The following is an 11890-nucleotide window of genomic DNA, read 5'->3' as shown; positions in this document are numbered from 1 at the left end:
GACCGATGATCATGTCCTGCGAGGGCAGGGTGACCGGGCGGCCGTCGGACGGCTTCAGGATGTTGTTCGAGGCGAGCATCAGGATGCGGGCCTCGGCCTGGGCCTCCACCGACAGCGGCAGGTGCACGGCCATCTGGTCGCCGTCGAAGTCCGCGTTGAAGGCGGCGCACACCAGCGGGTGGAGCTGGATGGCCTTGCCCTCGACGAGCTGCGGCTCGAAGGCCTGGATGCCGAGACGGTGCAGGGTGGGGGCGCGGTTCAGGAGGACCGGGCGCTCGCGGATGATCTCCTCGAGGACGTCCCAGACCTGCGGGCGCGAACGCTCCACCATGCGCTTGGCCGCCTTGATGTTCTGAGCGTGGCTCAGGTCGATCAGGCGCTTGATCACGAACGGCTTGAACAGCTCCAGCGCCATCTGCTTGGGCAGACCGCACTGGTGCAGCTTGAGCTGCGGACCCACGATGATGACCGAACGGCCCGAGTAGTCCACGCGCTTGCCGAGCAGGTTCTGGCGGAACCGGCCCTGCTTGCCCTTCAGCATGTCGCTGAGGGACTTGAGCGCGCGGTTGCCGGTGCCCGTGACCGGGCGGCCGCGGCGGCCGTTGTCGAACAGCGCGTCGACGGCCTCCTGGAGCATGCGCTTCTCGTTGTTCACGATGATCTCGGGAGCACCGAGGTCGAGCAGGCGGCGCAGACGGTTGTTGCGGTTGATCACGCGACGGTACAGGTCGTTCAGGTCGGAGGTCGCGAAGCGGCCGCCGTCGAGCTGGACCATCGGGCGCAGCTCCGGCGGGATGACCGGGACGACGTCGAGGACCATCGCGGCCGGCGAGTTGCCGGTCGCCAGGAACGACGACACCACGCGCAGGCGCTTGATCGCGCGGATCTTCTTCTGGCCCTTGCCGGTGGCGATCTGCTCGCGGAGCAGGTCGGCCTCGGCGTTCAGGTCGAAGGACTGCAGGCGGCGCTTGATCGCCTCGGCGCCCATGAAGGCCTCGAAGTACAGGCCGTAGCGGTCGACGAGCTCGTTGAAGTCCGCGTCCTCCGGCTTGAGGTCGCCGACCTTGAGGGTGCGGAAGGACTCCCACACGCGCTCGAGACGGGCGATGTCCTCGTCGTAGGACTTGCGGATCTGGCCCATCTCCTTCTCGGAGGTGTCCTTGACGCGACGCTTCTGGTCGGCCTTGGCACCTTCCTCCTCGAGGGCGGCGAGATCGGTCTCCAGGCGCTGCAGACGCTCGGCGACGCGGGCGTCGCGCTGGTCGGACAGCGTCTTGATCTCCAGGCGCAGCTCGTTCTCGAGGCCAGGGAGGTCGGCGTGGCGGCCGTCCTCGTCGACCTCGATCACCATGTAGGCGGCGAAGTAGATGACCTTCTCGAGGTCCTTCGGCGCCATGTCGAGCAGGTAGCCGAGGCGGCTGGGCACACCCTTGAAGTACCAGATGTGCGTGACCGGCGCGGCGAGCTCGATGTGGCCCATGCGCTCACGGCGCACGGAGGACTTGGTGACCTCCACGCCGCAGCGCTCGCACACGATGCCCTTGAAGCGCACGCGCTTGTACTTGCCGCACGAGCACTCCCAGTCGCGGGACGGGCCGAAGATCTGCTCTCCGAACAGGCCGTCCTTCTCGGGCTTCAGCGTGCGGTAGTTGATCGTCTCGGGCTTCTTGACCTCGCCGTAGCTCCAGCGACGGATGTCGTCAGCAGTGGCCAGGCCGATACGAAGCTCGTCAAAAGTTGTTGCGTCGAGCAATGTTCACTCTCTCCTCAGGGAAATTCGTCAGTTGGGTCTGGCTGCTGCTTAGATCTCGTCGATCGACGACGACTCGAAGCGCGAGGAGATGTTGATGCCGAGCTCCTCCGCGGCGCGGAAGGCCTCGTCGTCGGCGTCGCGCAGGCTGACCGCCTGACCGTCGGCCGAGAGGACCTCCACGTTCAGGCAGAGCGACTGCATCTCCTTGATGAGGACCTTGAAGGACTCCGGGATGCCCGGCTCCTGGATGTTCTCACCCTTGACGATGGCCTCGTAGACCTTGACGCGGCCGAGGATGTCATCCGACTTGATGGTCAGGAGCTCCTGGAGCGCGTACGCGGCTCCATAGGCCTCGAGGGCCCACACCTCCATCTCACCGAAGCGCTGACCACCGAACTGCGCCTTACCACCGAGCGGCTGCTGGGTGATCATCGAGTACGGGCCGGTCGAACGCGCGTGGATCTTGTCGTCGACCAGGTGGTGCAGCTTCAGGATGTACATGTAGCCGACCGACACCGGGTCCGGGTAGGGCTCGCCGGAGCGGCCGTCGAACAGCTGCGTCTTGCCGGACGAGCCGATCAGGCGGTCGCCGTCGCGCGTCGGGAGCGTCGAGTCGAGCAGACCCGCGATCTCATCCTCCTTGGCACCGTCGAACACCGGGGTCGCGACCTTGGTGTTCGGGGCCGCGGCGTACGCGGACTCGGGAAGCTCCGCCGCCCACTTGGGCTTGCCGGAGATCTCCCAGCCGTTCTTCGCGATCCAGCCGAGGTGGATCTCGAGGACCTGGCCGAAGTTCATTCGACCGGGCACGCCCAGCGGGTTCAGGATGACGTCGACCGGCGTGCCGTCCGCGAGGAACGGCATGTCCTCCACCGGGAGGATCTTGGAGATGACGCCCTTGTTGCCGTGACGGCCGGCGAGCTTGTCACCCGCGGTGATCTTGCGCTTCTGGGCGATGTAGACCACCACGCGCTGGTTCACGCCGGAGCCGAGCTCGTCGTCGCCGTCCTGCGCGTCGAAGACCTTGACACCGATGATGGTGCCCTCCTCGCCGTGCGGGACCTTCAGGGAAGTGTCGCGCACCTCGCGGCTCTTCTCGTTGAAGATCGCGCGGAGCAGGCGCTCCTCGGCCGACAGCTCGGTCTCGCCCTTCGGCGTGACCTTGCCGACGAGGATGTCGCCGGGGCGCACCTCGGCGCCGATGCGGATGATGCCGCGCTCGTCGAGGTCGGCCAGGAGGTCCGGGCTGACGTTCGGCAGGTCGCGGGTGATCTCCTCCTTGCCCAGCTTGGTGTCGCGGGCGTCGACCTCGTACTCCTCGATGTGGATCGAGGAGAGGGTGTCGTCCTTCACCAGGTTCTGGCTGAGGATGATCGCGTCCTCGAAGTTGTGACCCTCCCACGGCATGAACGCCACGAGCAGGTTCTTGCCGAGCGCGAGCTCGCCGTTCTCGGTGGCCGGGCCGTCTGCGACGACCTCGCCCGCCTCGATCCGGTCGCCCTCGTCGACGACCACGCGGTGGTTGTACGAGGTTCCCTGGTTCGAGCGGTCGAACTTGCGCAGGTAGTAGGTCTTGATCGTGCCGTCGTCCGCCTGAACGGTGACCGCGTCGGCCGAGACCTCGGAGACCACGCCGGACTTCTCGGCGATGACCACGTCACCGGCGTCGATGGCCGCGTAGCCCTCCATACCGGTTCCGACGACCGGGCTCTCCGAGCGGAGCAGCGGCACCGCCTGGCGCTGCATGTTCGCACCCATGAGGGCTCGGTTGGCGTCGTCGTGCTCGAGGAACGGGATGAGGGAGGTACCCACCGACACCATCTGGCGCGGGGAGACGTCCATGTAGCCGATCTCGTCGGCGGGGATCAGGTCGACCTCGCCGCCCTTCTGACGCGCCAGCACGCGCTCCTCGACGAAGTGGCCGTTCGCGTCGAGCGGGGCGTTGGCCTGCGCGACGACGAAGTCGTCCTCCTCCGAAGCGGTGAGGTAGTCGATCTGCTCGGTCACGCGACCGTCGACGACCTTGCGGTACGGGGTCTCGATGAAACCGAACGAGTTGATCCGCGCGAACGACGCGAGCGAGCCGATCAGACCGATGTTCGGGCCTTCCGGGGTCTCGATCGGGCACATGCGGCCGTAGTGCGAGGGGTGGACGTCTCGCACCTCGACGCCGGCGCGCTCACGGCTCAGACCACCCGGGCCGAGCGCCGAGAGGCGGCGCTTGTGGGTCAGACCCGCGAGCGGGTTGTTCTGGTCCATGAACTGCGACAGCTGCGACGTTCCGAAGAACTCCTTGATCGCGGCGACGACGGGTCGCACGTTGATCAGGGTCTGCGGGGTGATCGCCTCGATGTCCTGCGTGGTCATGCGCTCGCGGACGACGCGCTCCATGCGCGACAGACCGGTGCGGACCTGGTTCTGGATGAGCTCGCCGACGGCGCGGATGCGACGGTTGCCGAAGTGGTCGATGTCGTCCACGTCGAGACGGATGTCGGTCTCGACACCGTTGCGCAGCCCCTTGATCGTGGTCTGGCCGTCGTGCAGGGCGACCAGGTACTTGATCGTCGCCAGGATGTCCTGGACGGTCAGGACCGAGTCCGTCAGCGGGGCCTCGAGGCCGAGCTTGCGGTTGATCTTGTACCGGCCGACCTTGGCGAGGTCGTAGCGCTTCGGGTTGAAGTAGAAGTTGTCCAGCAGCGCACGCGCGGCCTCGGCTGCGACCTGCTCGCCCGGACGCAGCTTGCGGTAGATGTCCTTCAGCGCCTCCTCCTTGGTGAGGATGGCGTCCTTCTCGAGGGTCAGCTCGATCGACTGGTAGCCGGCGAACTCGCTGAGGATCTCTTCGCTCGTCAGGCCGAGGGCCTTGAGGAAGACGGTGACCGACTGCTTGCGCTTGCGGTCGATGCGGACGCCGACCTGGTCGCGCTTGTCGATCTCGAACTCGAGCCACGCGCCGCGGCTCGGGATGACGCGAGCCGAGTAGATGTCCTTGTCGGACGTCTTGTCGGCGGCGGCCTCGAAGTAGACGCCCGGCGAGCGGACGAGCTGCGAGACGACGACACGCTCGGTGCCGTTGATGATGAAGGTGCCCTTCTCGGTCATGAGCGGGAAGTCGCCCATGAAGACCGTCTGGGTCTTGATCTCACCGGTGAGGTGGTTCATGAACTCGGCCTCGACGTAGAGCGGGGCAGCGTAGGTCTTGCCCTTCTCCTTGCACTCGTCGATCGAGTACTTCTTCTCTTCGAGGAACGGGTTCGTGAACGAGAGCTGCATGGTCTCGCCGAGGTCCTCGATGGGCGAGATCTCTTCGAAGATCTCCTCGAGGCCCGTGTTGGCGGGCAGATCCTGACGACCCTGGGCCTCGGCTTCGGCGACGCGTGCCTTCCACGCGTCGTTTCCGACCAGCCAGTCGAAGCTCTCCGTCTGCAGTGCGAGCAGATCGGGAACGGTGAGGGTGTCCGTGATCTTGGCGAACGAAAGACGAGATGCGGCTCGTCCGTTCTTGGGTGTCTTGTCGGTGTTGGTTGCGTTGCGCGCAGCAGCCAAGGAAATAACCTCCGTGGGCCCCGTCGGGCCAGTTACTGTCGGTCGAGATGTGGTGTTATGAGGGACGAGGACTCCCAGACACGTCGCGCGGCGCCGTATCTGACCCGGTGAACCGGGCCCAGACGCGCGCGGGAGAAAGTCAGAGCCGACCGCAATATGAAGGCAAGGGTGTGCGCTGGGAGCGCAAAGAACCACTATATGTCAAACTGACGCGCCGTGTCCAGTCTTTTCTTGACCCGAAGCGCAGTCTCGGTGTATAACCGCGCGGACGGCCAGGTATTCCCGGTTTTCGCCGGGTGATTCTCTGGGCGGATTGCCAGGTCGGCGCAGTCCAGTCGGCGCAGCCCGGTCGGCGCAGCCCGGTCGGCGCAGCCCGGTCGGCGCTGTCCCGGTCGGCACGGTCCCGGTCAGCGCAGCCGGGGCGGCAACGAGTCGACCGTGGCGAAGACGGCCTCCTCGCGGGATCGCGGCTGCCAGCCGAGCACGGTCCTCGCCTTCTCGGACGATCCGTTGCGGAAGACGCCGATATCGGGCAGCGAGCCGCGGACCCGCCTGCTGAACGGAGCGGCCGCCTTGAGCACCCAGGTCGGCATGAGCCCGGTGCGCACCCGGTCGCCCGCCGGCGAGCCGAGGTGGCCACGGATCAGCAGCGCGAGCTCAGGGGCGCTCAGGGCATCCCCCGCGGTCGCGAGGAACCGCTCGCCCGCGGCCTCCGGCTTCGTCATGGCGAGCAGGTGGAGGCCGGCGACGTCGCGCACGTCGACGACGCCGAAGTACACGTCGGGCAGCCGCGGGAGGCGCCCCTCCCGAACCAGCTTCACGAGCTCGACCGAGCTCGAATAGTCGGGACCGAGCACCGGGCCGAGGATGCCGACCGGGTTCACCGTGGCCAGCTGGAGCGCGTTCCCCTCCTGGGCGACGAAGTCCCAGGCGGCACGCTCGGCCAGCGTCTTGGAGCGCACGTACGCGCTGATCGGGCGGCCGCTGTCGAGCTCCGTCCAGTCGGCCTCGGTGAAGGGCCGGTCGGTGGGCGCGTGCCCGTAGCCGATCGCGGCGAACGACGAGGTCAGGACGACCCGCTCCACCCCGGCGTCCCGGGCGGCGCGCAGCACGCGCAGTGCGCCCTCCCGGGCGGGGCGCACCAGCTCGTCCGGGTCCTTCGGCTCCGTCATCGGGAACGGCGATGCGACGTGCAGCACGAACCGGCAGCCGGCGACCGCCTCCGCCCAGCCGGCGTCGTCGAGGAGGTCGGCGACGGCGAACTCCAGGCGGTCGCCCGCATCCGGGATGCCTCCCGCGGCCAGCTGGGAGCGCACGTCGGCCGCCCGCTGCGGCGAGCGGATGGTCGTGCGGACCTGGTAGCCCGCCTCCAGCAGCGCCAGCACGCAGTGCGCCCCCACGAAACCCGACCCGCCCGTCACCAGCACGCGATCCGTCATGACGACATCCTCCCCCGCCGGCCGGCTGCGGGCTAGCTGCGGACGAGGGCGATGGCCTGGGCGCGGGACTGCACGCCGAGCTTGGCGAAGATGGCGTTGATGTGCGTCTTGACGGTCGAGCCGCCGACGAACAGTGCTGAGGCGATCTCACCGTTGCTGAGACCGTCGCCGACCAGGGCGAGCACCTCGGCCTCCCGCCGGGTGAGCGACGGGAAGCGCGCGACCAGGGCGTCGGGGCGATCGGCCGGCCGGGCCGGCGACGCGGCGGTCAGCGAGCCGACGATGCGCGCCCCGACCTCCGGCGCGAAGGTCGACTGCCCGCGCGCGACGGCGCGCACCGCCGCGGCCAGCTCGGCGCGGCCGGCGTCCTTGGTCAGGTAGCCGCGGGCGCCGGCGCGCAGCGCGGTCAGGATGGACTCGTCGTCCGCGAAGGTCGTCAGCACCAGCACGGCCGTGCCCGGCGCCTCCCGGGTGATCCGCTCGGTCGCGCCGACACCGTCGAGCACCGGCATCCGCAGATCCATCAGCACGACGTCCGGGCGTTCGGACACGGCGAGCTCCACCGCCTCGGCCCCGTCCGCGGCGGCGCCGACGACCTCCACGTCGGGCAGCAGGCCGAGCACGGTGACCAGCCCGTCGCGGATGATCGCCTGGTCGTCGGCGACCACGACGCGGATGCGGGACTCGACGTCGAGCCCGCCGCCTGCGCCGCCGCCCTCGCCCGCGCTCATGCCAGCGTCGCCTCGGCCGTCACGGTGAAGCGCCCGTCGCGGGAGGTCGCGGTGACGGCCCCGCCGAGCGGGAGGGCGGCGAACCGTTCGCGCATGCCCTCCAGGCCGTGACCGCCTCCCGAGGTCGCGAGGCCGTCGGCGCGCGGCGGGACCCCGGCGGCGGGAGACGCGACCAGCGGTGTGGAGACGGTGAGCAGCACCCGCCCAGTCTGCCAGTCGAGCTCGGCATCCACGGGAGCGCCGGGCGCGTGCTTGCGCGCATTGCTCAGCGCCTCCTGCAGCGCACGCTGGAGGGCGGTCGCCTGGCCCGCGCCGAGCGGCTGCGGCTCGCCGACGACACGGAGGTCGGCCGTGCCTCCCAGCGTGCGGTGCGCGGCGACGAGGTCGTCGAGGGCGGCACGCAACTCGGCGGGCGTCACCGTCCCCTCGGCAGTGGAGAGGTCGGGATCGCGCAGCGCGGCGACGGCCCGCCGCGCTTCGGCGAGCCCGTCCGCTGCCAGCCCGCGGGCGACCACGACACGGTCCCGCGCCGCGGTCGCGTCACCGGCCTCCAGCAGGGCGTCGACCGCGTCGAGCTGGATGACGAGACCGCCGAGGCTGTGGGCGAGCACGTCGTGCAGGTCGCGCGCGATGGCGACCCGCGCAGCCTCCTCGCGCATCTCGAGGTCGCGCTCGCGCAGCAGCACCGCCTGCTGCTCGGTGGTGCGGAACTGACGACGGCTGAGTCCCGCGAACGCGGCGAGGACGATGCCGGCCATCTCGCCCAGCACCGCCGCGACGGGCGAGCCGAACGGCACGGCGCCGACGGCCACCAGGGCGGCGGACCCCGCGGCGACCGCTCCCCCGAGCTGGACCGGACGGTCGGTGTCGGCGATCAGGTAGAGAACGGAGACCGCGGCCGGCACGATCGCGAGTCCGTCGGTCGCCGGTGCGACCACGCTGCCGGCGACCGCCGCGACGATGCTGAGTGCGAGCGACGCGCGCCGCGATCCTGCGAAGGCGAGCACGGCGCGCAGCAGCCAGGCGGCCACGGACGCCAGGGCGACCACGAGCACCCACACCGGCCGGTCCGCGGTGTGGGTGCGCAGCAGGGACCAGCCGACGGCGACGCAGCCGAGCAGGTTCAGTACGAGGGCGAGCAGGCCCGGTCTGGTCCAGAAGTCCACGAGACCATCATGCGGCGAGCGCGGCGTGCCGATCGAGACGCGCCGCGAAGACGGCGGTCCGGGCGGCCCGGTTGGCGGCGAAGACGAGGAGGATGACGCCGGTCGCCGTCACCAGGTGGGCCCCGGAGGCGGAGGCGATGATGTCGACCCCGATGCGGACGGCGAGCACGACCAGCCAGAGCACCATCCCGAACACCCCGGTGCGTGATTCGTAGACGGCCACGTCCCTGGCGTCCTTGCCGACCTGCACCGGCGTCTCCAGCTTGCGGAACTGGGCGATGCCGCCCATCCACGCGCCGACGCCGAGCGAGAGCACGATCTCGCCCGCGACGATGGCGAGGTCGAGCGGGGTGAGCGACGACGACGGGACCTGCTGCCCGATCGTCACGAGCCCGACGACCGCCATGATCGCGGGGAAACGCCACATCTTCGAGATCGCGACCGGCCGCCAGGTGAGCTGCCGGTAACCGATCCAGCAGATCAGCAGCAGGATGAGGATCGCGTTGGTGAGCGTCTGGACGGTCATGAGGTCAGGTCCTTCCGGCCGGCGGATCCGGCCACATCCCCAGCGTCGCCGTCGCGCGTGCCGGGCGGGACCTCCCGGCGGCGGAGACCGGGTGGAGACGCGGGTGGAGATCGGGTGGAGGCCGGCCCGGGGGCGCTGCTCGAGCAGCGGGCTACGCTGGAGCCGTGCCCCAGAACCCGTCGGTCCCGTCGGTCGTCCTCGCCGAGAGCGGCTACCTCGCCAGCATCGAACCGGACCGGTTCGTCCCCGGGGCCTACCAGCTGGTCGTCGACGGCACGCCGCAGTCGCACGTCGACCTGGACGACCCCGGCCGGCTGTTCTTCGAGTACGTGCAGCGGATGGGCAACGTCATCGACCTGATCGGCGAGCCGGGACAGCCGATCACGGCCGTCCACCTCGGCGCCGGCGCGCTGACGCTTCCGCGCTATGTGGCCTACACCCGGCCGGGATCGCGGCAGCAGGTCGTGGAGCTGGAGAGCCGGCTCGTCGACCTGGTCCGCGAGAACCTGCCGCTGCCGCGGTACGCACAGATCCGCATCCGGCACGGCGACGCCCGCGAGGTCGTGGGCAAGCTGCCCGCCGGTCTGCGCGGCGAGGTCGACCTGCTGGTCGTCGACATCTTCAGCGGGGCACGCACCCCGGCGCACGTGACGAGTGTCGAGTTCTACCGCTCGGCCGTGTCGCTGCTGAAGCCGGACGGCATCGTGCTCGTGAACGTGGCGGACGGGCCTCCCCTGACGTTCGCGCGCAGCCAGGTCGCCACCCTCGGCGCGGTGGTGGAGAACGTGGCGGCGCTGGCGGAGACGCAGGTGCTGAAGGGTCGGCGCTTCGGCAACGTGGTGCTGGTCGGGTCGAACTCACCGCTCCCGCTGGAGTGGCTTCCCCGCCTGCTGGCGAGCGGGCCGCACCCGGCCAAGGCCGTGGCGGGCGAGGAACTGCGCACCTTCGCGGCCGGCGCACCCATCGTGACCGACCAGACCAGCGTTCCGTCGCCTCCGCCCGCGCGCAGCATCTTCCAGTCGGGCACGCGCCGCGATTAGCGCGGGGTGCCGCCGATGCGGGACGCAACACGCCGCGTGGCGCGGCGTGTGGCGGCGTGTCGCGTCCCCTCTGGCGCCGGACGGTCAGGCGTGGCGGAAGAGCACGGTGCTGCCGGGACGGAGTTGTGCGAAGGCGTCGAGGGAGCGGTCGGCGACGACCGCGATGACCGGATAGCCGCCGGTCACGGGGTGGTCGGCGAGGAGGACGGTCGGCCGGCCGTCGGGTGAGACCTGCACCCCGCCGGCGACCATCGGCTCGCTCGGCAGTTCGCGCGTCACCGTGCGCTCCAGCAGGAGGGGCGGCGCGGGATCCACGCCGGCGGCGTGCGACGGGACGCGCGGAGGGTCGAGCCGCACTCCGACGCGGTCGCCGTCGCCGCTCACCCGCCACTCGGCCGTGAAGAACGCGTCGAGCGCCGCCGCGGTGAACCAGTCGGCGCGAGGGCCGCGATACGCCCGCAGCTCGACGGGCCCGTCACCCGGCTCCACGAACGGGACGAAGTCGACCGCGGGCACCGGCGTCGGCGGCTCGGCGCCGATCGGCAGGAGGTCGCCCGCCCGCAGCGGTTCGGGCCCGAGCCCGGAGAGGGTGTCGCGCGAGCGGGAGCCGAGCACGGCCTCCACGTCGACTCCGCCGCGCACCGCGAGATAGCTGCGCACGCCTTCGGACGGCTGCGCGACGCGCAGTTCGGCTCCGGGTGCGGCGAGCGCGGCGGTGTGCGGATCCAGCGGATGCCCGTCGAGGAGCAGCCGGGACGGGGCGCCGCACACGGCGAACCACGCCGGGCCCTCGAAGCGCGCCGCGAAGCCGCCCAGGAGGATCTCGACGCCGGCTGCCGACTCGGCGTTTCCGACGAGCCGGTTCGCCAGGCGGAGCGCACCGCGGTCGAGTGCTCCGGACGGACTCACCCCCACCGACGCGAACCCCGGCCGGCCGAGATCCTCGACGAGTGCCAGCGGTCCGGGCTCGACGATCCGCAGGGGCCCGCTGTCGGCTGCGGCGCTCACGGCGCCACCGGCACGAAACGCACCTCCACGCCCGGGCGCAGCAGGGCGGGAGCGTCGGCTGCCGCATCCCACAGCACCGCGTCGGTGCGGCCGATGAGCTGCCAGCCGCCGGGGCTGGACCGGGGATACACGCCGCTGAACGCGCCGGCCAGGCCGACCGAGCCGGCCGGGACGGCGGTGCGCGGCGTCGCCCGCCGCGGCACGTGCAGCCCGTCGTGGTCCGTCACCAGGTAGGCGAAACCGGGTGCGAACCCGCCGAACGCGACCCGCCACCGCGAAGCGCTGTGCCGTTCGGCGACCTCCCGCGGCGTGATGCCGAGCAGGGCCGCCACCTCCACCAGGTCGTCGCCGTCGTACCGCACCGGGAGTTCGACGACCTCGTGCGATGCCGCCAGCGCAGGCTCCGGAGCCGTCCGCTCGATCCAGCCACGTGCGGCGGCGAGCGACAGGACGCGCGGATCGACGACGACGGCGATCGTGCGGGCCGCCGGCACGATGTCCACGACACCGGGCGGGCGGTCGCGGTCGAGCGCGCGGAAGAGGCCGAGCACGGTGTCCGGCTCAGCGCCGCGGGCGCGACCGGGCTCTGTCGGGCCGGTCTGCTCCGCGTCCACTTCGATGAGCAGGGCACGGTCGCCGTACGCCACGACGCGGATGGGCGCCCGCGGATTCGCCCGCACG

The 11890-nt window shown here is 70.7% G+C and carries 8 protein-coding genes and 1 pseudogene; 1 reads left to right on the top strand and 8 read right to left on the bottom strand.

Translation table 11 applies throughout. The features are described 5' to 3' along the window. The 6 genes and pseudogenes from Q0Q23_RS16125 to Q0Q23_RS16100 form a co-directional block, all read right to left on the bottom strand. Positions 1 to 1753 (bottom strand): annotated as a pseudogene (locus tag Q0Q23_RS16125) (DNA-directed RNA polymerase subunit beta'); the annotation flags it as partial. A gap of 48 nt (positions 1754 to 1801) precedes the next feature. Continuing rightward, positions 1802 to 5299, bottom strand: a complete 3498-nt coding sequence (gene rpoB, locus Q0Q23_RS16120) for a DNA-directed RNA polymerase subunit beta (RefSeq protein WP_295126348.1) — start codon at positions 5297 to 5299, stop codon at positions 1802 to 1804. 407 nt (positions 5300 to 5706) lie between these two features. Continuing rightward, positions 5707 to 6738: an aldehyde reductase gene (locus tag Q0Q23_RS16115; RefSeq protein ID WP_295126345.1), complete on the bottom strand. Its 1032-nt coding sequence runs from the start codon at positions 6736 to 6738 to the stop codon at positions 5707 to 5709. A gap of 32 nt (positions 6739 to 6770) precedes the next feature. Next, the gene (locus tag Q0Q23_RS16110; RefSeq protein WP_295126342.1) at positions 6771 to 7469 is read right to left on the bottom strand and encodes a response regulator transcription factor; all 699 of its coding nucleotides are present in this window, start codon (positions 7467 to 7469) and stop codon (positions 6771 to 6773) included. Next, a complete protein-coding gene (locus tag Q0Q23_RS16105) occupies positions 7466 to 8635 on the bottom strand; it encodes a sensor histidine kinase (protein ID WP_295126338.1) in 1170 nt (389 codons plus the stop codon). Before Q0Q23_RS16105 ends, Q0Q23_RS16110 begins: the two co-directional genes overlap by 4 nt. Positions 8636 to 8642: 7 nt before the next feature. After that, positions 8643 to 9161: a hypothetical protein gene (locus Q0Q23_RS16100; protein ID WP_295126335.1), complete on the bottom strand. Its 519-nt coding sequence runs from the start codon at positions 9159 to 9161 to the stop codon at positions 8643 to 8645. 164 nt (positions 9162 to 9325) lie between these two features. On the opposite strand from Q0Q23_RS16100, the gene Q0Q23_RS16095 reads away from it, so the two are divergent. Beyond that, positions 9326 to 10201 carry a spermidine synthase gene (locus Q0Q23_RS16095; protein WP_295126331.1) on the top strand — a complete coding sequence of 292 codons (876 nt, stop codon included), beginning with the start codon at positions 9326 to 9328 and terminating at the stop codon, positions 10199 to 10201. A gap of 84 nt (positions 10202 to 10285) precedes the next feature. Here Q0Q23_RS16095 and Q0Q23_RS16090 read toward each other — a convergent pair whose 3' ends face one another. Together Q0Q23_RS16090 and pxpB are read right to left on the bottom strand one after the other, a co-directional pair. Next, entirely contained in the window at positions 10286 to 11209 is a 924-nt protein-coding gene (locus Q0Q23_RS16090) for a biotin-dependent carboxyltransferase family protein (protein WP_295126328.1), read from the bottom strand. Then, positions 11206 to 11889, bottom strand: coding sequence for a 5-oxoprolinase subunit PxpB (gene pxpB, locus Q0Q23_RS16085; RefSeq protein ID WP_295126324.1), 684 nt, complete (start codon positions 11887 to 11889; stop codon positions 11206 to 11208). Before pxpB ends, Q0Q23_RS16090 begins: the two co-directional genes overlap by 4 nt. Position 11890 lies beyond the last annotated feature (1 nt).

The organism is uncultured Leifsonia sp. (genome assembly GCF_945957465.1).
GTDB lineage: Bacteria > Actinomycetota > Actinomycetes > Actinomycetales > Microbacteriaceae > Leifsonia.
This window is presented reverse-complemented; position numbering and strand designations above follow the sequence as displayed.

What these genes read in the sequence shown, in the direction of transcription:
- Q0Q23_RS16115 (WP_295126345.1), bottom strand. Translation starts at nt 6,738, where the DNA reads ATGACGGATCGCGTGCTGGTGACGGGCGGGTCGGGTTTCGTGGGGGCG.
- Q0Q23_RS16110 (WP_295126342.1), bottom strand. Translation starts at nt 7,469, where the DNA reads ATGAGCGCGGGCGAGGGCGGCGGCGCAGGCGGCGGGCTCGACGTCGAG.
- Q0Q23_RS16100 (WP_295126335.1), bottom strand. Translation starts at nt 9,161, where the DNA reads ATGACCGTCCAGACGCTCACCAACGCGATCCTCATCCTGCTGCTGATC.